Source organism: Ensifer sp. M14, assembly GCF_003355565.1.
In the GTDB taxonomy this organism is placed as follows: domain Bacteria; phylum Pseudomonadota; class Alphaproteobacteria; order Rhizobiales; family Rhizobiaceae; genus Ensifer.
The window spans coordinates 82,479-103,930 of sequence record NZ_QJNR01000006.1; the positions used below are offsets into that span (position 1 = coordinate 82,479).

The 21,452-nt window shown below is 60.8% G+C and carries 24 protein-coding genes and 1 pseudogene; 18 read left to right on the plus strand and 7 right to left on the minus strand.

What is annotated here, in order from left to right; translation table 11 throughout:
• Window positions 1-202 precede the first annotated feature (202 nt).
• Window positions 203-1,423, plus strand: a complete 1,221-nt coding sequence (locus BLJAPNOD_RS21750; protein WP_115421461.1) for an adenylate/guanylate cyclase domain-containing protein — start codon at window positions 203-205, stop codon at window positions 1,421-1,423.
• A 9-nt stretch (window positions 1,424-1,432) separates the two neighbouring features.
• Here the strand turns inward: BLJAPNOD_RS21750 and BLJAPNOD_RS21755 are convergent, their stop codons facing one another.
• Complete coding sequence (locus BLJAPNOD_RS21755; RefSeq protein ID WP_077505142.1) at window positions 1,433-2,326, minus strand: LysR family transcriptional regulator; 894 nt, start codon at window positions 2,324-2,326, stop codon at window positions 1,433-1,435.
• A 116-nt stretch (window positions 2,327-2,442) separates the two neighbouring features.
• On the opposite strand from BLJAPNOD_RS21755, the gene BLJAPNOD_RS21760 reads away from it, so the two are divergent.
• From BLJAPNOD_RS21760 to BLJAPNOD_RS35420, 3 genes are read left to right on the plus strand one after another with little or no spacing between them, the layout of a single operon-like run.
• Window positions 2,443-3,183 carry an SDR family oxidoreductase gene (locus BLJAPNOD_RS21760; protein WP_115421462.1) on the plus strand — a complete coding sequence of 247 codons (741 nt, stop codon included), beginning with the start codon at window positions 2,443-2,445 and terminating at the stop codon, window positions 3,181-3,183.
• 52 nt (window positions 3,184-3,235) lie between these two features.
• On the plus strand, window positions 3,236-4,132 hold the full coding sequence (locus BLJAPNOD_RS21765) for an SDR family oxidoreductase (RefSeq protein ID WP_115421463.1): 897 nt from the start codon (window positions 3,236-3,238) through the stop codon (window positions 4,130-4,132).
• Between the two features lie 51 nt (window positions 4,133-4,183).
• A complete protein-coding gene (locus BLJAPNOD_RS35420) occupies window positions 4,184-4,594 on the plus strand; it encodes a hypothetical protein (RefSeq protein ID WP_158556148.1) in 411 nt (136 codons plus the stop codon).
• Here the strand turns inward: BLJAPNOD_RS35420 and BLJAPNOD_RS36065 are convergent.
• A complete protein-coding gene (locus BLJAPNOD_RS36065) occupies window positions 4,522-4,821 on the minus strand; it encodes a DUF6074 family protein (protein WP_077505138.1) in 300 nt (99 codons plus the stop codon). The genes BLJAPNOD_RS35420 and BLJAPNOD_RS36065 overlap by 73 nt on opposite strands.
• Before the next feature lie 235 nt (window positions 4,822-5,056).
• Between BLJAPNOD_RS36065 and BLJAPNOD_RS21780 the strand changes: the two genes are divergently transcribed.
• From BLJAPNOD_RS21780 to BLJAPNOD_RS21820, 9 genes are all read left to right on the plus strand, one after another.
• The gene (locus BLJAPNOD_RS21780; protein WP_077505137.1) at window positions 5,057-6,775 is read left to right on the plus strand and encodes an ABC transporter ATP-binding protein; all 1,719 of its coding nucleotides are present in this window, start codon (window positions 5,057-5,059) and stop codon (window positions 6,773-6,775) included.
• 107 nt (window positions 6,776-6,882) lie between these two features.
• Window positions 6,883-8,445, plus strand: coding sequence for a D-aminopeptidase (locus tag BLJAPNOD_RS21785; RefSeq protein WP_115421465.1), 1,563 nt, complete (start codon window positions 6,883-6,885; stop codon window positions 8,443-8,445).
• 109 nt (window positions 8,446-8,554) lie between these two features.
• The gene (locus BLJAPNOD_RS21790; protein WP_077505135.1) at window positions 8,555-9,298 is read left to right on the plus strand and encodes a pseudouridine synthase; all 744 of its coding nucleotides are present in this window, start codon (window positions 8,555-8,557) and stop codon (window positions 9,296-9,298) included.
• A 255-nt stretch (window positions 9,299-9,553) separates the two neighbouring features.
• Window positions 9,554-10,531, plus strand: coding sequence for a tripartite tricarboxylate transporter substrate-binding protein (locus BLJAPNOD_RS21795; RefSeq protein WP_077505134.1), 978 nt, complete (start codon window positions 9,554-9,556; stop codon window positions 10,529-10,531).
• A gap of 236 nt (window positions 10,532-10,767) precedes the next feature.
• A complete protein-coding gene (locus BLJAPNOD_RS21800) occupies window positions 10,768-11,229 on the plus strand; it encodes a tripartite tricarboxylate transporter TctB family protein (protein ID WP_077505133.1) in 462 nt (153 codons plus the stop codon).
• Between the two features lie 10 nt (window positions 11,230-11,239).
• Entirely contained in the window at window positions 11,240-12,745 is a 1,506-nt protein-coding gene (locus BLJAPNOD_RS21805; protein ID WP_115421466.1) for a tripartite tricarboxylate transporter permease, read from the plus strand.
• Window positions 12,746-12,853: 108 nt separating this feature from the next.
• Window positions 12,854-13,261 carry a hypothetical protein gene (locus BLJAPNOD_RS21810; protein ID WP_147294567.1) on the plus strand — a complete coding sequence of 136 codons (408 nt, stop codon included), beginning with the start codon at window positions 12,854-12,856 and terminating at the stop codon, window positions 13,259-13,261.
• A gap of 92 nt (window positions 13,262-13,353) precedes the next feature.
• Complete coding sequence (locus BLJAPNOD_RS21815) at window positions 13,354-14,040, plus strand: helix-turn-helix domain-containing protein (RefSeq protein ID WP_115421468.1); 687 nt, start codon at window positions 13,354-13,356, stop codon at window positions 14,038-14,040.
• 76 nt (window positions 14,041-14,116) lie between these two features.
• Window positions 14,117-14,332 carry a hypothetical protein gene (locus tag BLJAPNOD_RS21820; RefSeq protein WP_077505129.1) on the plus strand — a complete coding sequence of 72 codons (216 nt, stop codon included), beginning with the start codon at window positions 14,117-14,119 and terminating at the stop codon, window positions 14,330-14,332.
• Between the two features lie 434 nt (window positions 14,333-14,766).
• Here BLJAPNOD_RS21820 and BLJAPNOD_RS21825 read toward each other — a convergent pair whose 3' ends face one another.
• Entirely contained in the window at window positions 14,767-15,699 is a 933-nt protein-coding gene (locus BLJAPNOD_RS21825; RefSeq protein ID WP_244611037.1) for a nucleotidyltransferase and HEPN domain-containing protein, read from the minus strand.
• Window positions 15,700-15,987: 288 nt separating this feature from the next.
• On the opposite strand from BLJAPNOD_RS21825, the pseudogene BLJAPNOD_RS36070 reads away from it, so the two are divergent.
• The 3 genes and pseudogenes from BLJAPNOD_RS36070 to BLJAPNOD_RS21840 all read left to right on the plus strand — a co-directional run.
• Window positions 15,988-16,184 (plus strand): annotated as a pseudogene (locus BLJAPNOD_RS36070) (hypothetical protein); the annotation flags it as partial.
• Between the two features lie 146 nt (window positions 16,185-16,330).
• On the plus strand, window positions 16,331-16,612 hold the full coding sequence (locus BLJAPNOD_RS21835; RefSeq protein ID WP_077504919.1) for a type II toxin-antitoxin system RelE/ParE family toxin: 282 nt from the start codon (window positions 16,331-16,333) through the stop codon (window positions 16,610-16,612).
• Between the two features lie 30 nt (window positions 16,613-16,642).
• Complete coding sequence (locus tag BLJAPNOD_RS21840) at window positions 16,643-16,942, plus strand: HigA family addiction module antitoxin (RefSeq protein WP_077504920.1); 300 nt, start codon at window positions 16,643-16,645, stop codon at window positions 16,940-16,942.
• Between the two features lie 236 nt (window positions 16,943-17,178).
• Here BLJAPNOD_RS21840 and vapC read toward each other — a convergent pair whose 3' ends face one another.
• Together vapC and vapB are read right to left on the minus strand one after the other, a co-directional pair.
• Window positions 17,179-17,589 (minus strand): tRNA(fMet)-specific endonuclease VapC, encoded by a 411-nt coding sequence (gene vapC, locus BLJAPNOD_RS21845; RefSeq protein WP_115421469.1) that lies wholly within the window; start codon window positions 17,587-17,589, stop codon window positions 17,179-17,181.
• Window positions 17,589-17,819: a type II toxin-antitoxin system VapB family antitoxin gene (vapB, locus tag BLJAPNOD_RS21850; protein WP_077500955.1), complete on the minus strand. Its 231-nt coding sequence runs from the start codon at window positions 17,817-17,819 to the stop codon at window positions 17,589-17,591. Before vapB ends, vapC begins: the two co-directional genes overlap by 1 nt.
• 327 nt (window positions 17,820-18,146) lie before the next feature.
• Between vapB and BLJAPNOD_RS21860 the strand changes: the two genes are divergently transcribed.
• Window positions 18,147-18,425, plus strand: a complete 279-nt coding sequence (locus BLJAPNOD_RS21860; protein ID WP_077500957.1) for an HU family DNA-binding protein — start codon at window positions 18,147-18,149, stop codon at window positions 18,423-18,425.
• A gap of 192 nt (window positions 18,426-18,617) precedes the next feature.
• Here BLJAPNOD_RS21860 and BLJAPNOD_RS21865 read toward each other — a convergent pair whose 3' ends face one another.
• Window positions 18,618-18,944, minus strand: coding sequence for a GYD domain-containing protein (locus BLJAPNOD_RS21865; protein WP_077500958.1), 327 nt, complete (start codon window positions 18,942-18,944; stop codon window positions 18,618-18,620).
• Between the two features lie 406 nt (window positions 18,945-19,350).
• Between BLJAPNOD_RS21865 and BLJAPNOD_RS21870 the strand changes: the two genes are divergently transcribed.
• Window positions 19,351-19,554: a hypothetical protein gene (locus tag BLJAPNOD_RS21870; RefSeq protein WP_115421471.1), complete on the plus strand. Its 204-nt coding sequence runs from the start codon at window positions 19,351-19,353 to the stop codon at window positions 19,552-19,554.
• Between the two features lie 455 nt (window positions 19,555-20,009).
• Here the strand turns inward: BLJAPNOD_RS21870 and BLJAPNOD_RS21880 are convergent, their stop codons facing one another.
• Window positions 20,010-20,474: a BA14K family protein gene (locus BLJAPNOD_RS21880; protein ID WP_115421472.1), complete on the minus strand. Its 465-nt coding sequence runs from the start codon at window positions 20,472-20,474 to the stop codon at window positions 20,010-20,012.
• Window positions 20,475-21,452: the final 978 nt, after the last annotated feature.

Below are 21,452 nucleotides of genomic sequence, written 5' to 3' on the forward strand. Positions count from 1 at the left end.
CGGCCCGGCGGCGCGCCGGGCCGCGTCGTCGCGCGGCCGCAGGCAGCGCCTTCCTTCCTGCCCGAGGCCTGGAACGCACGGGACGCACAGGAACCTTGCGGAGGTTTGAAGGGTTGCTTGTTCTCATGCCGGACTCGGCTATTGATAGTGTGCCCGGCGCGCGCCAGCGCAAACCACCGGCAGCTCAAAAGCGGGACCCGCAATGAACAACGAACAGATCCGCGACATCGTTCTCTGGCTGTCCGAAGAGGGACTGAAAGGCCTGGAAGAGCCCGAGATGCTTGCCGGCTTCTGTGAGAAATGCCGTGCCGCCGGTCTCGACCTCGCCCGGGCACAAGGCCTGATCGACACGCTGCATCCGGAGTTCGAAGGACGCGCGTTCCAATGGAACAGCGAGAGCGACGTAACGCCGGAGGTCGTGCAATATTCCGCGACCACGGGGGGAGAAGCGCAGGCGAACTGGCATCGCTCGATCTTCTACCACATGCTGACGGCGCGCGAGCCGGAGCGGCGCGTGCGCCTCGCCCACGAGCCTTCAGTGCCGTACCAGGTCCTCGACCGCCTGAAGGAAGAGGGCCATACCGACTGCCTCAACATGATACACCATTTCACCGACCGAGGCCGCGTCGGCGAGATGGACTGTTTCTATTCCTATTGGACCACGCGTCGGCAAAGCGGTTTTACCGACGAGGAGATCGCTGCCCTTCGCATCCTACTGCCTACCCTTGCGCTCGCGGTGAAGACCACGTCTTGCGTCCGCATCATCGGCACGCTTGCCGACGTCTATCTCGGTGCCGACGCCGGCCGGCGCGTGGTCGAAGGCAGTATCGTGCGCGGCGAGGCCGAACGCATCGAAACCGTCATGTGGTTTTCCGACCTGCGCAACTACACACGGATCTCCGACACCGCCGCCCCGGAAGACATCATCCCCTTCCTCAACGACTATTCGGGCATGGTCATCTCCGCCATCCACGATCACGGCGGCAGCGTCCTCAAATTGATCGGTGATGGCGTGCTGGGCATCTTCAATGCCGAGGAGCCGACAACCGCCTGCACCAATGCCATTGCCGCCGAGCGGCAATTGCGGCGCATGCTGGTGGCGTTGAACGCGCGCCGGGAAGAAGAGGGAAAGCCGACGACTGATGTCTATCTCGGCCTGCATATCGGCGAGGTCTTCTACGGCAATATCGGCAGCCAGAACCGTCTCGATTTCACCGTCGTTGGCCCGGCGGTCAACGAAGTCAGCCGCATCGCCTCGATGTGCCGCTCGATCGAGCGGCAGGTGATCATGTCGGCGGATTTCGTCGCGGCCTGCCCGCCGCCGCTTCAGGCGGACGCTGTTTCATTGGGGCGCTTCGCCCTGCGCGGGATTGCCCGCGCCAAGGAACTGTTCACCTGGGATCCGGAACTGTTGACGGATTGACGCCCCGGATCAACCGCCGCCCTTGGCAAACACGCCGGCCAGCCAGTCGATGAAGACCCGCACGCGCGGCGAAAGCTGGCGGTTGCGCGGATAAAGCAGGAAAACCGGTGTCGGCGTCGGACGGCAGCTCTCAAGCACCTCGACCAACGTCCCCTCACGCAGGTCTCGCTCGACATGGTAGCGCGGCACCTGAATGAGCCCGAGCCCCAGCCTTGCGGCGGCAACGAAGCTTTCGGCGGCATTGACCGCGACCGCCACCGGCAGCGTGACATGTTCGATCTTGTCCCCAACCTGGAATTCGAGCGGTATCGGAGCGCCTGAAGTCGACGAACGAAAGCCGACCATACGATGCCCTTCCAGCGCGTCGAACCGTTCGGGCCTGCCGTATCGGGCGAAGTAGCCGGGTGCCGCGCAGGTGATCTCGTCCAGCATCGTCATCCGCCGCCCGATCATGTCGCTGTCCTGAGGCTCGCCGACCCGCAGCACGCAATCGATGCCTTCCCGCACAAGGTCGACGAGCCGGTCGCCCTCGCTCATGTAAAGCTCGATCTCCGGGTAGGCCGCAAGAAAAGCAGGCAGGCTTGGTAGCACGAAGTGTCGCGCCAGGGTGCCGTGCACGTCGATGCGCAACAGGCCCTTGGGCCTGGCGCCGGCAAAGGCACCTTCCGCATCCTCGATATCATCGAGAATGGAGATGCAGCGTTGGTGGTAGGCGGCACCATCCAGCGTCGGGCTGACATGCCGCGTCGTGCGCTGCAGCAGGCGTACGCCCAGTCGTGCTTCCAGTTGCTTGACCGCATCTGTCACCGTCGAGCGAGGCAGGCCGAGATCATCAGCAGCCTGCGTGAAACTGCGTCTCTCAACGACGCGTGAAAACACGCGCATGGCATCGAACCTGTCCATTTGTTCGCGATCTCCGGATTATGTTGCTGAACAATGCATGATTATCCGAATTATGAAAGTCGTCATTCTTCTCTCAGCAACGAAGCCAATTCGCTTCGCAACCAAGGAGAAGCATCATGCAAGACCAACCCAACAGGGTCGCCCTCGTGACCGGCGCCTCGCGCGGTATCGGAGCGGCGATTGCCGAACGCCTGGCCGCCGACGGCTTTACCGTCGTCATCAACTATGCCGGCGACACCGCCTCCGCCGAGAACCTGGCGCGCAGAATTGGAGAAAAAGGCGGTAGCGCCCTGACCGCCAGGGCCGACGTTGCCGATCCCGAAGCGGTCAAGCGCATGTTCGACGCAACCGAGGCCGCCTTCGGCGGTATCGACGTGCTGATCAACAATGCCGGTATCCTCAAGACTGCCGCGCTTACCGAAACCAGCGACGAGGAATTCGACCGTCATTTCGCCATCAACACCAAGGGCACCTTCAACACGCTTCGCGAAGCGGCAAAACGCATGCGCAACGGCGGCCGGATCGTCAACTTCTCCTCCACGACGCTTGCCCTCAACCTGCCGGGCTATGCCGTCTACAACGCCACCAAGGCGGCCGTCGAAGCGCTGACGCATGTCTTTGCCAAGGAGCTGCGCGGCCGCGACATCACCGTCAACGCCGTGGCGCCTGGCCCGATCGCGACCGACCTGTTCCTGTCGGGCAAGAGCGAAGAGCTTGTCGCGCAATTTGCCAAGATGCCGCCGCTGGAGCGGCTCGGCCAACCGGGGGATATCGCCAGCGTCGTGGCTTTCCTGGTGGGGCCTGATGCCGGCTGGGTCAACGGCCAGATCCTGCGCGCCAATGGCGGCGTTGCCTGACATCAGCACCCGTCCTCTCTCCGATCCCCTTACCGAACCAAGGAATTGAACCATGTCCTCCGTCATTCTCGTCACCGGCGCCGGCTCCGGCATTGGCAAGCTTTCTGCCGAAGCGCTCGCCCGCGCCGGGCACACCGTCTACGCCTCGATGCGCGGCATCGATGGCCGCAACAGCGACCGCGCCTCAGAGATGCGCACTGCCGCCGAACTCGGCGGATATGATTTGAGGCCGCTTGAACTCGACGTCTTGTCCCAGTCCTCTGCGGATGCCGCCGTCGCGACGGTCGTTGCCGAGCAGGGCCGCATCGATGTTATCATGCACAATGTCGGTCATCTCGTCATCGGCCCGACCGAGGCCTTCACGCCGGACGAACTGGTCAAGGTCTTCGACACCAATCTCTTCGGCGTGCAGCGGGTCAACCGCGCCGTGCTGCCCGAAATGCGCAAGCGTGAACATGGGCTCGTCCTGTGGATCAGCAGCACCACCACCAAAGGCGGCTTCCCGCCCTTCCTGGGTCCCTATGCCGCTGCCAAGGCGGCGATGGATTCCCTTGCCGTCACCATGTCCTACGAACTGACGCGCTTCGGCATCGAGACCTCCATTGTCGTGCCCGGCGCCTTTACCCGAGGCACCAACCATTTTCCGACCGCCGGGCGCCCGGCGGACGAGAAGACCGTCGTGGCCTATTCCCGCTACGACGGCCTGCTGGACAGGGTCGGCGAACGTCTCAGCGAACTGACGCCGGATCATGCCGACCCGCAGGCCGTGGCCGACGAGGTCGTGCGCATCGTCGGCCTGCCGGAAGGATCGCGCCCCGCCCGGTCGGTCGTCGATTTCGTCGGCGACGGTGCTGCGGAAGTGATCGAGATCGCCGAGCGCATGCGCATCGACTTCGCCCGGCGCATCGGCATTGCCGATCTGCTGTCGATCGAAAAGCCCCGAGCCTGACCTTAGCTGTCCGGTGACAGCGCCTATTCAATCCAAATTCGAGGATATGTCATGACCGTGCAAACAGAACCAACGGGCCGAGCGCCCTTCGCCTGGAAATTCAATCTGCTGACGCTGGTGGCGGCAACCACCGCCGCCCTGGCCGCCGCCACATCCGCAAGCATCGGCTGGCCCGTCTGGGCGATGTTCATGGGATGGGTTGGGCGCATCTCGAGCCGGGATGGCTCGCATTCTGCGAACTTTCAGGCGTCGCCGCTCTTGGCTGTGCGGCTGCATGGCTGGCGCACCGTCTGCAGGGCGCCATTGGTCGCTGACAATGATGGCTCCGGCGGGAATGCCGGGCCGTCTCCTGCCAAAGGTCCGGCCAAAGCGGAGGCGGTGCCGCCGATTTACTGGCTCACCGCGCCGGTAGAACCCCGGGACTGGTGGCGCTGCCAGAGTTCGGCCTGCACCTCAGCCTGAAACGCCATGACCTGCTCACGCATGTCTTCTTCGGAGCAACCGAGCGCAAGCAATTCGTCGGCAAGCTTCCGGCATTCGCGCCGCCAGTATTTTACGGCGTCGTCACCATGGAGATCTTCCAGGTCGGCAGCGCAGATGCGAATGGTGCTCAGTCTTCTTGCCATCGGAAACGGAACGACCTCGCGTCCGCCAAACACCGCCGCTTCATCTGATCTATCGCCTACCATTGCTTCATTTTCTCCCCTGGTGATTCCCTCTTCTACGAAGCTTATGGTTAACGTTTTCTTCCTCCCGCCCCGCCTTGCGCCTCATCGGGGGATCACACGCCCGGGTTGGTGTGATTTGTGACGGCGTGTCATCGCTTTTCGGTCGCATTTCTGTTGGCTTCCGGCTAAAAACATGACATTTGAGCTCAGATTTTACGGCCGTTCCCAAGCGGCTGCCCATGTGAGTGCGGTTGTCATGTTGAAGCGCTTCTTCGCGTTCTATCGGCCCTATCGCGGCCTCTTCATTCTCGATTTCACCTGCGCGGTGCTGTCCGGCCTGCTGGAGCTTGGCTTCCCGGTCGCGGTCAAACTGTTCGTCGACCAGCTGCTGCCGAGCCAAGAATGGACGCTGATCCTGCTGGCCTCCGTCGGTCTTCTCATCGTCTATCTCGTCAACACCGGCCTGATGGCGACTGTCACCTATTGGGGACACATGCTCGGCATCAACATCGAGACCGACATGCGCCGCCTGGCTTTCGACCATTTGCAGAAGCTCTCCTTCAGCTTCTTCGACAATCAGAAGACCGGCCATCTCGTCGGCCGGCTGACGAAGGATCTCGAAGAAATCGGCGAAGTCGCCCATCACGGCCCCGAGGATCTGTTCATCGCGATCATGACCTTCATCGGCGCGCTGCTGTTGATGATGACCGTGCACTGGCAATTGGCGCTGATTACCGCGGCCGTCGTCCCGATCACCGCCTGGGTCACCAGCCGTTACGGCGGCCGCATGGCCAACAACTTCCGCAACCTTTACGGCCGTGTCGGAGACTTCAACGCCCGCATCGAGGAAAATGTCGGCGGCATCCGCGTGGTCCAGGCCTTTGCCAACGAAGAGCACGAGCGCAGCCTGTTCGAGACGGACAACCAGAACTACCGCCAGACGAAGCTCGAGGCTTATCGCATAATGGCTGCCAGCACGTCGCTGAGCTACATGAGCATGCGGCTGACGCAATTGATCGTGATGATCACCGGCAGTTACTTCGTGCTGACCGGTCAGTTGACCAATGGCGGCTTCATCGGCTTCCTGCTCCTCGTCGGCGTGTTCTTCCGCCCGGTCGAGAAGATCAACTCCGTCATCGAGACATATCCCAAGGGCATCGCCGGCTTCAGGCGCTTCATCGAACTGATGGAGACCGAGCCCGATATCGAGGATCGCCCTGACGCGGTCGACGTGAAGGGCCTGCGCGGCGACATCGCCTATCGCAACGTCTCCTTCGGCTACAGCGCCGACAAGCCGACAATCTCCAACATCGACCTGACGATCAAGGCCGGAGAAACCGTCGCCTTCGTCGGCCCATCGGGCGCCGGCAAGACGACGATCTGCTCGCTGCTGCCACGCTTTTACGAAGTCGCCGAAGGCAGCATCACAGTCGACGGCATCGACATTCGCGACATCAAACTCGCCTCGCTTCGCGGACAGATCGGCATCGTGCAGCAGGACGTCTTCCTGTTCGCAGGCACCATCCGCGACAACATCGGCTATGGGCGGCTGGGTGCAAGCGAAGCCGATATCCTCGACGCCGCCCGCCGGGCAAAGCTCGACGGCATGATCTCAGGCCTGCCCGAGGGTATGGACACTGTTATCGGCGAGCGCGGCGTCAAGCTTTCCGGCGGTCAGAAGCAGCGTCTGGCGATCGCCCGGATGTTCCTGAAAAACCCTTCGATCCTCATCCTCGACGAGGCAACCTCGGCGCTCGACACCGAAACCGAAAAGGCGATCCAGCAATCGCTTGCCGAGCTTTCGAAGGGCCGAACCACGCTGGTTATCGCCCACCGTCTGGCGACGATCCGCGACGCCGACCGCATCATCGTCGTCGATGCCAACGGCATCAGCGAACAGGGACCGCACGATACCCTGCTCGCCGCCAAGGGCACCTATAGCCGGCTTTATCACGCCCAGGCGGGTTTGCGCTGAGGAGACACGGAGCGCGGTTGCAACTGCATTGACGGAGCGGTAGGTACGAAACCGATCCGCCCGTCCGGGCGGCAGATTTCCTCACCCACCGACTGGCATTGCGCACCATGACCACCCTGGATCTTCCCGCCCTCGAACGAGCCGTCCTTGCCTTGCCACAGCAGTACCGGGGGCCGGGCGGTGTCGTGGGTGTCGTCAGGGATGGTGAGGTCATCCTGAAGCACGTCTGGGGTTATGCCGATCTCGCCGCGCGCAAGCCGATGTCACCCGGCACGCTGCTGCCGATCTGCTCGATCAGCAAACACTTCACTTGCGCCGTGCTGCTCGACACGGTCGGCGACCCCGCCAGGCTCGACCGCGCGCTCGATGCTTACCTGCCACTCATCGAAGGCAAACGCCCGAGCGCTGCCCATCTCTGCCACAACCAGTCGGGCCTGCGCGACTACTGGGCGCTGACCGTGCTGCAGGGCGCCATGGCAGATGGCGTCTTTGGTCGCGAGGACGCCCGGCCGCTGCTGTCGCGCGCACGCTCGACCCATTTCGAGCCGGGCACGCGCTATTCCTATTCGAACGGCAACTACCGCATCCTTGCCGACCTGATCGAGGACCATACGGGCCGGTCGCTTGCCGAACTCTACGATCGCTCGACCTTCGGTCCGGCCGGCATGACGACAGCGGCGCTTACCCCCGACACCAGCGTGTCACCGAACGGCGTGATCGGGTACGAGGGCAATGAGACCACAGGGTATTTCGAGGCGACGAACCGGATCTATTGGGCGGGGGACGCCGGCATTTCGGCGACGCTTGACGACATGCTCGCCTGGGAATGCTTCATCGACCGGACGCGCGACGACGACGATGGTCTCTACCGCAGACTGTCCGCCCCGCAGACCTATGCGGATGGGACCGCGGCAACCTACGGCTTTGGCCTTGCGCATGAAACGATCGGCGACGTCGCGATCACCGGCCATGGCGGCGCTCTGCGCGGCTTTCGCTGCCGCCGCCTGCACGCGGCCAGTGAACGTCTGTCGATCGTCGTGATGTTCAACCATGAGGCCGACGCCCATGCCGCTGCTACGGCGCTTATGAAGGTGGCGCTTGGCCATCGGGATGCCGAGGCGGCGGTCGGTAACTGGGAAAGCCAGCAATTCGGCACCTATCTCGAGCCGGAGACCGGTCTTGCGCTGTCGACCCGGCCCCTGGCAACCGGACGACTTGAGCTGCGTTTTGCAACCGCTGGAGACGTTCTGCAGATCGGAGCGGATGGTGTCGCCCGCTCCAGCGCGGTCTCGCTGACGGCAAACGGCACCGGCCTGCAGATGGGGCGCGAACGCGAAAACCTTGCAACGACGGCCCAAAGGGTCGCCGGCAGAGCGAAGCCCGACATCGCCGGGCGCTACCACTCCGCCGAACTCGACGCCGATATCGAGATCGTCTCGACCAACGGCGTCTTCTTTGCCGGCTTCAACGGTTTGCTCGGCAAGGGCGCTATGCATGCGATGCATCCGTTTGCCGACGATATCTGGCTTCTCAGCTGCAAGCGCTCAATGGATGCCCCGGCACCCGGCGACTGGACCGTGCGGATCCACCGCGACGGACGGGGCGCCGTTTCCGGACTGACGATCGGCTGTTGGCTTGCCCGGCAGATCAGCTATATCAAGGTCGACTGAACCACAGTTCCGAGGCGTGACGAGACGCGTCGGCAGCAGAGATGGACGGAGACGACCCGAAGTGCGGCAGAAGCGGCCGATATCAGCACGAAGCGAAGGCGGTGGCCGCATGACCGGCGATGTCGGCAAGCGCGTCACCATCGCCCGCGCCCTTTCCAAGCTCGGCTACTGCTCGCGGACGCAGGCGGAAAAGCTGGTGCTCGAGGGTCGCGTCAGCATCGGTGGCCGCAGGACAACGGATCTCGCCCAATGGGTCGATATCGAAAAGGACCGCGTCGCCGTCGATGGCAAGGCCGTTCAGGCGGAAGACAAGATCTACCTGATGCTCAATAAGCCACGCGGGCTGGTGACGACCCGTCACGACCCGGAGGGACGCCCGACGGTCTTCGATTGCCTGAGCGATCACGATGCGCAGTTCCTTTCGCCGGTCGGCCGGCTGGACAAGGCAAGCGAGGGCCTGCTGCTTTTCACCAACGATACCGTGCTTGCCCAGCGCCTGCTCGACCCGGAAACCCATCTCGGCAAGGTCTATCACGTGCAGATCTCCGGCGAGATCGACAACGCCAAGCTCAGGGCGATGGTCGATGGCGTTGACGAGGGTGGCGAGCATCTGCGCGCCGCGCGTGCCGAACACTTGAGAGGCGGCGAAAAGAACAGCTGGATCGAGGTGGAGCTGAACGAAGGCCGCAACCGTCAGATCCGGCGCATGCTCGATGTCCTCGGTTTCGAGGTCTTGCGGCTCGTGCGCGTCTCGATCGGCGACATCGTGCTTGGGGCGCTTGCCAAGGGCGCCACCCGCCCGCTGACAACGGACGAAGTGCGGTATTTGAGGCACCGTACCGGACAACAATAGCGGCCCGCTTGTCCGGCCGGAGGCGGCGCCGCAATGTCCCGTCGAACCGCCCGGCCCACAATGGGTGGAAATCCACCCACTGAACGAGCCTGTTGTTTCCAATTCTACCCAAACTCCGACAACCGGCGGCAGAAATGCGCGAAGGCGCACAGCAAAGCCGTTGTCTGTGCTAAAATTACGCCCGCAAATGGGTCAACCAGAATCGGCATGGGAGGAGCCTTGCCGGCTGGTCGATATTTCATCCGGGAGGAAAAGATGAAAACCCTGAATGCGCTTCTTGGCGCCGTTGCCGCCCTGTCACTGTTTGCCGCTTCCGCCAATGCGCAGACCTATCCCGAACGCTCGATCACCATGGTCGTTCCGTTCTCGGCCGGCGGCCCGACGGATACTGTCGCGCGCCTCGTCGCGGAATCCATGTCGAAGGATCTCGGCCAGCAGATCATCGTCGAGAACGTCGGCGGCGCCGGCGGCACCCTGGGTGCCGGTCGCGTTGCCCAGGCCGATCCGGATGGCTACACCGTTCTGCTCCACCATATCGGCATGGCGACCAGCGCCACGCTTTACCGCAAGCTCGCCTATGACACCCTGAACGCCTTCGAATATGTCGGTCTCGTCACCGAAGTGCCGATGACGATCGTCGCGCGCAAGGATCTCGAGCCGACCGATCTCAAGAGCCTCGTCGAATACGCCAAGGCCAACAAGGACACGGTTACCGTTGCCAATGCCGGCATCGGTGCTGCCTCTCACCTTTGCGGCATGATGTTCATGAGCGCCATCGAAACGCCGCTGACGACCGTTCCCTACAAGGGCACCGGCCCGGCAATGACCGATCTGCTCGGCGGCCAGGTCGACATCATGTGCGACCAGACCACCAACACCACCAAGCAGATCCAGGGCGGCACCATCAAGGCCTATGCCGTGACCTCGCCCGAGCGTCTCAAGGTCTTCCCGGACCTGCCGACGACGACGGAAGGCGGCCTTTCCGGCCTGCAGGTCGGCATCTGGCATGGCGTTTACACGCCGAAGGGCACGCCGGCCGAAGTGACCGAACGCCTGTCGAAGTCGCTGCAGGTGGCGCTGAAGGACCCGAACGTCGTTGCCCGCTTCGGCGAACTCGGCACGATACCGTCGAGCGAAGCCGATGCCACCCCGGCAGCGCTGAAGGCGAAGCTTGAAAGCGAAATCACCCGCTGGAAGCCGGTGATCGAAGCCGCCGGCCAGTACGCCGACTGATTTAAGACCGCTGCCCGCCACGATCCTTCGGCCGACGTGCCTCGATCGTGGCGGCCTTTGCCGCTTCAGGCATAGCATCCGGCTCGGACGAAACGGCATTCATCCGGTGGCCTTCTACGTTGGACGTCCGCAAAGCGCCCTCCAGGCACCGCCGCGCCGCTGACAACAGGCAGTTCGGATTTTGGTTGCGGCTCTTTCCGCTCGACGACCGGCTCCGGTAACCAAATGGGGACACGATGAAATCAATCTCCTTCGACAGCACCAATGCGCTTTGTGGCGGCATTCTCACGGCCGTCGGGCTGTTCTTCGCCTGGCAGGCCTTCAACCTCGAACTCGGCACTGCGTTCCGCATGGGACCGGGCTATTTTCCGCTGGTTCTGGCTGTCATTCTGACACTGCTCGGTATCGTCGTCCTCGTGCAGTCGACCCGGGTCCAGGGAGAGCCGATTGGCCCCATCGCCGTGCGCGGCATGCTCTTCATCCTGCCGGCACCGGTCTTCTTCGGCCTGACCGTGCGCGGGCTCGGCTTCGTCCCGTCGCTGTTTTTCACGGCACTCATTGCCTGCTTTGCCTCCGGCCGGATGAAGCCGTTGACCGCCATCGCGCTGTCGCTGGCGCTGACGGCCTTCTCGGTCGCAGTCTTCAGCTACGGCCTCGGCCTACCCTTCCAGCGCTTCGGCCCCTGGACCCAGTTCTAGGAGACGGATGATGGAACTCTTCAGCAATCTCGCCCTCGGTTTCGCCACGGCCGCCTCGCCGGAAAACCTGTTCTTCTGTCTGATCGGCGTTCTGCTCGGGACGCTGATCGGCGTGCTTCCCGGCATCGGCGCGACGGCAACCATCGCCATGCTGTTGCCGATCACCTTTCAGCTGGAGCCGGTCTCCTCGCTGATCATGCTCGCCGGCATCTATTACGGCGCGCAGTATGGCGGCTCGACCACGGCCATCCTCATCAACATGCCGGGCGAATCCTCGTCAGCCGTCACCGCGATCGACGGCTACCAGATGGCCCGCAAAGGCCGCGCCGGTGCAGCACTCGCGATCGCCGCGCTCGGCTCGTTCTTTGCCGGCACGGTCTCGACATTCCTCGTCGCCGTCTTCGCCCCGCCCCTGACCGTCATTGCACTTAAGTTCGGCGCGGCTGAGTATTTCTCGCTGATGATCGTCGGCCTGGTGTCCTCGATCGCGCTGGCGCACGGCTCGATCGTCAAGGCTTTGGCAATGGTAGCGCTCGGGCTGTTGCTCGGCCTCGTTGGCACCGACATCTACACCGGCACGCCGCGCTTCACGCTGGGGATCCGCGAGTATTCGGACGGCTTGAATTTCGTTGCCCTCGCGGTCGGCGTCTTCGGTATCGCCGAAATCCTGCGCAATCTTGAGAACGAACGCACGCGCGAAGTGCTGATGGCCAAGGTCACCGACCTGATGCCGACGCGCGACGACTTCAAGCGCATGGTCGGCCCCGTCCTGCGCGGCACGGCGATCGGCTCGGCGCTTGGCATCCTGCCCGGCGGCGGCGCCATCCTTGCGGCCTTCGCCTCCTATACCGTCGAGAAACGCGTCTCAGATCGGCCGGAAGAATTCGGTCACGGCGCCATCGCCGGTGTGGCCGGCCCGGAAAGTGCCAACAATGCCGGTGCCCAGACCTCCTTCATCCCGCTGTTGACACTCGGCATTCCCGCAAACCCGGTCATGGCGCTGATGATCGGCGCGATGATCATCCAAGGCATCGTGCCCGGCCCGAACGTCGCGTCCGAACAGCCGGCGCTGTTCTGGGGCATCATTGCCTCGATGTGGATCGGCAATCTGATGCTGGTGGTCTTGAATCTGCCCCTGATCGGGCTGTGGGTGCGGCTGTTGAAGATACCGTACTACGTACTCTTCCCGATCATCATGGCGTTCTGCTCGATCGGCGTCTACAGCGTCAACTCCAACGTCTACGATCTCTATGCCGTCGCCTTCTTCGGCCTCGTCGGCTATCTCTTGTTGAAGCTGCGCTGCGAGCCGGCCCCGCTCCTGCTCGGCTTCGTCCTCGGTCCGCTGCTTGAAGAAAACCTGCGGCGGGCGATGATCCTGTCGCGCGGCGACCCGACCACCTTCGTCACCCGCCCGATCAGCGCGATCCTGCTTTTCATCGCAGCCATGGTGCTGGTGGTGGTGTTCCTGCCGAGCGTCAAGGCCAAGCGCGAGCAGGTCTTTGTCGAGGAAGACTGATCCAACGGCATGCGGCATTCTGCCCCTGCGCGGTTTGCCACATTGAGCTTTGTCAATACCATCGCCTATCCCTGAGCCAACAGATCGGCATAGGGATAGGCAGAGAGAATGAAGCCTCGCACGAAGATCAGAATGCAGCAGGCCATGCGCATGTTTTGCGCATTGGCCGTGCTGCTTCTCGGCTTCGCGCACCAGGCGCCCGCAGCCGCCGCGGCTTTGTCGCCTGCAGAGCGCGCGCAGTTCGTGCTCCCCGACGGGTCCCTGCCCGACCTCTGCCTGCCCGCATCCGGCGACGACGGCAGCGGCAAGCAACTCTCCCACAGCCACTTCTGCGGTGCCTGTCGTATCTTCTGGGCCCTCCTGCCCGCACCGACCAACGCCACGGACACGATCGTTCGCAAGACCGAAAAGGCCCTGCCACCGGCACAGCCGGTCGCATCCGCCCGATCGCAGCTTCCACCCAATGCGAGCCCGCGCGGGCCACCCACGTCAAAATCCAATCGCCTGAGCCGCTAGTCACGGTCGATCGTGACGGAACGCTGATGCCTGATCTGCGGCGCGTCGCATAGCGACGATCCCGACGAGATCGCAATACGGATCGCCCACCCATGCCCGATACCATCACCTTTGCGGAAACAACGCTTCCGCCCCCACTTTCCGCCGCCTTCTCGACGGCAAAACTCTCCCCCAACCGCCAGCGTCTGGTCGGCGAACACGCGACATTGCTGTTCCAGGGCGGGCGAAACCGCCATCTTTACCGGGTCGTCGACGGCTGTGTCGCGCTGTCGCAACTACTCGACGACGGACGCCGCCAGATCACCGACGTGATTGGCCCTGGGCGCCTGTTCGGCTTCACCCATGACGGCCGCAACATCGCAACTGCCGAGACGCTGACCTTCGCGCGCATCGAGACGCTCGCCAGCGGCCAGGTCGACGACGGCGACCAGGGGCCAGATGTCGCCGCCGAACTGAAGGCGACGCTACACCGGATGCAGGCACACGCAACCCTGCTCGGCCGCAAGACCGCGACGGAAAAGGTCGCAACGGCGCTCATCGATCTCGCGGATCAATTCGCATGGCGCGGCAGGGCCGCCGGCCGGAACCTGTTCAGCTTCAATCTCTATCTCTCGCGCGCCGATCTTGCCGATTGGCTGGGCCTGACGGTCGAGACCGTCAGCCGCTGTCTCAACCGTTTCAAGCGTGACGGCCTGATCGACTTCAACCACCCCAAGACGGTGCGCATCCTCGACGAACAGCAATTGCGGGCGCTGGCTGGCCTTGCGCGCAGGGACTGATCTCTCCGCACAGGGCCAGCCAACCCAACAGATCATGGTGGGCTCAGGGTCCACCCGGAAGAAAGGCTTGAAAACAATGATTGCAAAAATGGTTTATCACGTGCCGGTGTTCGGCTGGATGCTCAAGGAAGCGGTGCGGGGCTCCGGCACCGCCAAGGTGCTGTTCCTCGTCAACTGCGTGCTGATCTGGCTGCTGGCGATCGTCACCTTCGGTTACCCCGCCATCATCATACCCGCGCTCGCCATGGTGCTGGTGGTCTTCGTTCTGCTGATCCTGATCACCACGGGCTAGCGGTCCCGGGCCACTCGACCACGTGAACCTATAGCTGCTGCGAGCTAAAGACGCGACATGGTCGTGGATTGCGGCCACTTCGGCGCTCCGACAGTATGGGCGTGGAATTCACGGCTCGACACGCACCTGGCGGGCGTAATCAGCGAGACCATACTTTCGGCTCATGTGCATGCATCCGCAAACGAACGCCACGCCGAAGCGATGAATTATCTCCCTTTTGGCGACAGCCACAGTTGCTCGAGCGCGGATTCTTGCCATTATGGCTGAGAGACATGTCATTGGTCCGGGAGGAAAAAATATCAGAGACGTTTCCCACGAACCCGGGGCATAGCCCTTTCGTCGAGGGCACGTCCACGGCCGGCTTGGCCGCTTACGGCCGCCCCTTCATGTCAAAAGCTGCACGTCTGCTCGCAGCCCCAAAGGCCGACACCGGATCATCGCCTTGACTTTTGCTCGGCGATTTCGCCAGCCAGAGTGATCAGATGGTTTTCGCACACCGTTTTTACCAGTGCGTGAAGAACCTGCGTACGCTCGATCAGGAAGGAAAGCGCTTCTTCGCTTATCTGGTAATGCTTGGAATACCGCGCCTTCACATAGGCCTCATTGATTGTATTGAACCAGGCCGAGTAGCGCTGGCGGTCTTGTGGCCAAGCGTCGGCGAGTCGACGGTCCAGATCTTCGGCAAACCCGCGCAGGGAACGCAGGTTGTGGGTTGGTGGACCATAATTCTTTAGAACAAGAAGCACGGTTGAGTAGGCGTGCTCGATCGCTTGATGGAGCTGGAACGCAGCGAGGGCGGCGTCGCCTTCGGATATGCAAAACCGCGCTACCTTGAGGAAGCCTATGGCATGCGGAAGTCGGCTTTCGTAATGTTCGCGCGCGATCTTGAACTGCTGTTCAAGATTGATCGGCCTCGGTTCCACCAGCAGCTCGTTATCGAGCTCGTAAAGCACAATGCCTTGCTCGCGAATGTCGCAGAAGAAGTCCTTTCCGCGCCTGAGCTCCTCGTTCACCTCACGGCGAGAATGCACGATGAAGGACACCTGCATGCCCTTCAGGATGCGGTCGTTCAGAAGCCGGTCAGCAGCGTTGTTCCAGTATGCGGTGAAATCCGTCAGCTTTCGATTGTTGACGATCACCAGCAGGTCATAATCGGAGCGATAGCCCTTGCCAATGTGCTCTTCATCCACCCAATCTCCACGTGCATAGGAGCCAAACAGGATAACCTTGAGGATCCGGCCTTTCTTCTTGAAGTCTGCCTCGCCTCCCGCCAGGGCATCCGCGAACTCCTCACGCAGGATTTCGACCGCACGCGCGAGTTCCCGCCTCTTGGCATCAGGCAGGTGTTCGAGGCTGGATTTCATCATTTTCGGAAAGGACTTTCGCTTCGCGGGGGGACAGGCCCACCGGATTTTAGTCGGTCAAACGTAGTGCGCAACCCAGACGGGTCGAGTTCTCCCCTTCATCATCAAACAGTCAGTCCTTCGCGCGGGAATCGGTCGGCCGAGTCGGTGATAACTTGCCCAAAGGTGCCGGCTAATACAACGAAGTAACCGCAATGATTTCTCCAAATTAGCTTCACAATCGGCAGTCAGCACTTATGCTCGGCCCCGTGTTCCGATCGATACATTATGCGATCTTGGTCTCCCGGAAGGATATGCCGGATGCGTCTTGGTGCTCTCAAAGTCGATTTCATTCCCGACGACGAAAAGATCCTCGGCTTCAGCAATCGCTGGTACGCAAAGGCATCGAAACGGCGACGAAGCATCAGCTTTCACAAGACCTATCCATTCAGGTGCTGACGCCGGCGCTGTTTCTTGCGACGAAGCTCGAAGCCTTTGCCGGGCGCGGAACTGCTCGCCTTGAGAGGAATTGAACCGAGCTCCATGACCTCCAAATATGTACGAGCCAGCGATTGCAAATCCGTATCGCGCGATGATACGTTTTGTGTTGACTTTCACTCGTATCACCGTATGATACACTTATGAAGAGCCAGACGTGATCAGGTCATTTAAGGACGCCAAAACCGAGGCCGTTGCATGCGGCAAGACACCAAAAGGCTTTCCTTCAGATATCGTGAGGTCGGCAATTCGCAAATTGACGATTCTGAACGGTGCTGCTGTTCTCGACGACTTGCGTTCGCCCCCGGGAAATCGACTTGAAGCGCTGAAGGGCGACAGGGAAGGCCAGCACTCGATCCGGATCAATGATCAGTGGCGCATATGTTTCGTTTGGACAGATGCAGGCATCGAAGACGTCGAAATTGTTGACTACCATTGAGAGCCAATCGTGGCACACAGGGAGCTTGAAATGATCCATATTCTTCCACCGGTCCATCCGGGCGAAATCCTCCGCGAGGAGTACCTACGTCCTCTGAACATGAGTGCCGGTGCATTGGCGAAAAAGCTCAATGTTCCTCGCACCCGCATCGAACGCATAGCGGCCGAGCAAACACCGATAACCACAGATACCGCCCTGCGCCTTGCTAAGTACTTCCGCACAACGCCCGAATTTTGGATGAACATTCAGACCAGCTTCAACCTCAAGACAGAGGAAATAGCGCTCCATGGCGAACTGGAGTTGATCCCAGAAATCGATAGAGCGGCGTAATCGGTCCTGCGCAGTACACCGCCTTCCAAACGATACATTATGCGATCTTGAACGCAGAACGGGGACGGCGGAATTCTGTTCTCATCCCACGATAGTTCGCATATCCCATGAGCATTGCTAGCCGTGTGGTGCCGATACGCAACGTGATCTTGCGGTCGATCGCACCGCGCCGAACGCGACGGTATCGGAGTTGCGTCCTGCCGGCAGTGTAGCCAGCAAACGTGACAGAAGTGGACTCACCCGGCCGAAGAGGTCCAATCCTCCACACGCAGGCCGGGTACGCGATCAAATTCGCGGCGATTGTTTGTTACGACTATTAGGCCTCGGGAGCGCGCGTGCCCGGCTATCAACTGATCATATGGACCAATCGGCGTGCCACTCCGAGCGAGTTCGGCGCGCAACTGCCCTGTATGACTTGCGGCTACCTCGTCATAGTGGAGTATCTCAAGGCGTGCGGCAAAACCCTCTACGACAGAAAGGTTCCTTTCAGGCATTGCGGATTTTTCTGCGCCACAGATAAGCTCCATCAAGCTGATTGAGCTCATGCACAGTTGACCATGATGGCGGTTGAACGCGTCGCGTACCTGTTGGGGACGGTTCTTCACCGTGAATATACAGATGTTCGTGTCGAGCATATATTTCAGCATTATAGAGGCTCACGCTCCTGTAAAGCCGGCTGATCTCGCTCTGTCATGAAGTCGATCGATACAGCCTCGCCATCGAACCAACTATCCCAAGCCTCGCCGGCAGGCGTTATGATCCGCGTGCGACCGACCGCAACAATATCGACGCGCTTCACATCTTCAGGTAGCGCTACGGCCTTTGGAAGCCTGACCGCCTGACTGCGATTGCTTTGAAACACTGATCCTTGTTCCATGATCGACACCTTTTTTGGATTTACGCCAGACGTATCCATATCGACCCAACGACGGGATATGTCAATGGGATATACATAAAATTGTCACAACCGGGTAATGCTGAGGGAACGTCACGATCACGCTCCAGTTCACGTCAGACCCCTTCACCACGAACCCGATCCGGCGGCTCGCCTCCGCAAAGCTGACGTCGAGTGCGTGCCCGAAGGCACACTTCACGATTGTGCTGTGGAAACTGTCGGTATTTCGGCCGCGCTCACTTGGAAGCCAGATGACAAAGGGGATCTCGTCGGACGACAATTCCCACGTCATCAAGAGGGGAAAAAACAATGACAACGACCAATGAGATTGCAGAAAAGATCGCGACCGAACATGGCTTGACGAAAGCCCAGAGCAAGGCGGTTGTCGAGGCGGTCTTCGCCGCAGTGACCGCCGCTGCCACATCCGGCGCCGAAACATCGATCCCGGGCTTTGGTAAATTCAAGGTCAAGCACACGCCAGAGCGCGAAGCTCGCAATCCGGCAACCGGTGCGACCATCAAGGTTGCTGCTGCGAAGAAGTTGTCCTTCGCGCCGGCCAAAGCTCTCAAGGACGCGCTGAACGGCTGAAGCGAATGAGGTCCGGATCGACCTTGGAGCGTGCCATCCTGGAAAGAGGTGGCCGTTCTCACTCGGATCGGGCCTCGATTTCCCAGCCAGCGGCACAAAACGTCAACGCGTTGTGTCCCGCAGCGAACCTTTGCTCTCACGTCGGTGGAAAGCTCCCCCAGATTGATCGCGCAAGAGAACGGCCGCGTGCGCCTATCCTGCCGGTGGACGATACCGAATGGACTTCGCCTTTCCCAGGGCCTCAATTGTATCCTCGACGGTGAGGAGGACAGTGGTCTCAACAGAGTTGAGCGCACCTCCAGCGCCGACAGCAAGCACGACCGCCGCCATCGAAATGTTATCTGGCGCCTCCCACAGAGTCCAACCATCATGCTCGCCAAAGGCGTACCAGAAACCATGGAGGTTTCCGCCGACGGATTCAATATAAGTACGTGCCGCCTTGCGGCGATCCTCGGGGTTCTCGATCATGCGTGCCCATGTCTCGGGCGTGTAATTGAAGCGCGTGAGATACATGGCCATAGTTGCCTCCTTTGTCTGCACAGTGCGGTTGGGCACAACTCGGGGACAGCGCGGCCAATCTTAAAGGGCGCACTGCAAACTCCCCGATCAGCGCGCGCTCGCAGCTCATGCTCCCGCATTGCGAGCACGCCGAGTAAGCGTAGCATGATTGATCGCTAATATTCCCTTGGTTTTGCACCTAGAGTGTGCAATCGGACGAGGTTAGCGGGACCTGATGCACGAGCGGGAAACACGCCAAAGTGCAGCTCGTCATTCGCGATCATGTAGAGCGCCGCGTCTAGACAGACCAAACCGCTCGCGGCGCTCAGGTACGACTGACGCGGATGAGAGTTAGGGTCGAAGTTGAGGTCGCGTATTTTCTCAAGCTTGATCACGATTACACCGTCCCTCCCCGCGTCGACGGACTATGCATCTGCCGAAGAACATCGCGTGGCATGAAGTGGCTGTTCCGGGCATGAAACCCAAAGCTCTGATCGAAGCGGTCAGGGGCCGGCATCCGGATGCTTCCAAGAAAGACATTGCGCGCGCGGCGTTTCTCACTGTCATTCTTTCGGCTGCGCATACCCCGGAGGATGTCCAGGCGTTCCACGACGTTGCGAGCGACCCTTGATGGTCCCGGGCTCCGGCAAGAACTCATCCCAAGCTTAAAAGTTAGGGCGCGCTAATATCTATTGACTGCAGCGCCGAGGTCATTAGCCCCTCATCATCGTCTCTGGACAACTGTTCCGATGGCTTGAACAGGTCGAGCGCGGGCGCCGCAGGGGAACTCTCGACATGGAAATGTCGAACGGAAAGCGGCCCGTTGGACAGCAAAAACAGCAGGACGTCCGCTAAGGCGTTCGTGGCGAAATACCGCGAGGGCATGGCGGCGGCCCGTTTCTACCGGCCTACAGTTCCCGGCGATACATTATCTGATCTTTGCATTCGATCTGGAATCACCAGGCTACTTGGCAATGCCACAGTCTCGCCCCTCAACGTTCTGGTCAATGCCAGCGTTGGGAGCAAGGATGACGAGCTTCAGCCTGGTCCAGACCAAGAGCGGTCGGGTTGTCACGTCCTGCCCGCTCAATAGTACGGAGAAATACACTCCTGGCGCCGCCCGTAATAGGGCTGAAAAGTGTTGTCGGAAGGCCTATAGGAACGATACCGGTCAAGACACCATTCTACATGGGCTGAACCGGCGCTCGAATAGACACCCCGGGGCTGCGCAGCGACTGCGCCACCTATCGCGAGCCCTGCTCCGAATGCCGCGAGTGGATACCACCAGCCATCACTATGACGACGGTAGCCATAGCGTTGGTAGCGATAACCCTGGTGACCGTTGTAATAGCCATATCGTGGACCTGAATTGTATCGATAACCGCCATACCCACGAGAGTGCGGAGGACCGCCATAGTGACCGGGCTTGTGATGGATCAGATCTGCCCCCGGGGTGTTCGTAAGTTTGACTCGATACAAGGACAAAGCCTCTGCCGGCACCGCCGTGACGGCCAGAGCAACTGCCACGATCACTGCACCTATGTTCTTCATGACATCATCCCAAAGCTGGCAAATTCGATAAGCACGACGAGAGCAAGTCGCAACCCGATGGACACTTGCGCAGGGCGGAGCTCCCAAAGGTTTCTAATCCCGACCTGGACGGTCCAGACGCAGATTAACCTGCGACAAGATCGAAAGTTCCGCCATGGGACTTCAGTCCTACGCGCTACCGGTAAAGGTCTGAGTTCGATTGCCACGTCAACGGCCGGCTCCATATTTGCTGTAAGCCCATGGCGCTGAGGGCCCTGGACCAGGTCATGGGCGGGTACTGGCATCAGAGCGGTTCTAGAGACCCTTTTGGACGGCTCTGATGCTTACTGCGCGGCCCGTAAGATGATGGGCGATTTCCCGGATGTATGAACGACATGGCTATGGTCGGCGTGAAAGAAAGACATCAACCGGACTGCCGATCGGTATGCTGGTTCTCTCGGTATCAGCGATTGTCGTTTACCTAGTCGTTGGCGGTAAACCTTTTGACGGCAACAGTCGGGATGTCACGGTTTTTCTTCCTCAACTTCAGCAACCGTAGGCTTGCTGAGCTACCGCGAAACCTGGATCCTGGCACACTCAGATGTTTCACAACGGCAAAGACGTGACGTTTGAAAGCCAAACCATTGTGGACACGATGTGGGCTCGCCCATAAGCTGCATCTCAACATGGGGCTACCTGTGCCGAATAGGTCTGGCGACTGGCAGATAATGATCGAGTATCGCCGCCGGCAGATTTCTAACCTTATGGGGCATGGGTCGATGCCGGCATGGTCACGACGCTTCGGTAATATTCCAAGCCGGACTTCGCCAGTGCGTTCTTCGACATGAGTGGCGAAAAGTCAGTATCGATAGGCCGAGACCGAGTGTCATCCGCCGGTCAACCGCTTTCAAAAGACAGCGCAGCAATAAATGCTTCTCTTTACACCGAAAGAGCCTTGAACTCGGTAAGGATGGCTTCGCCCATTTCGACGGTTCCGAC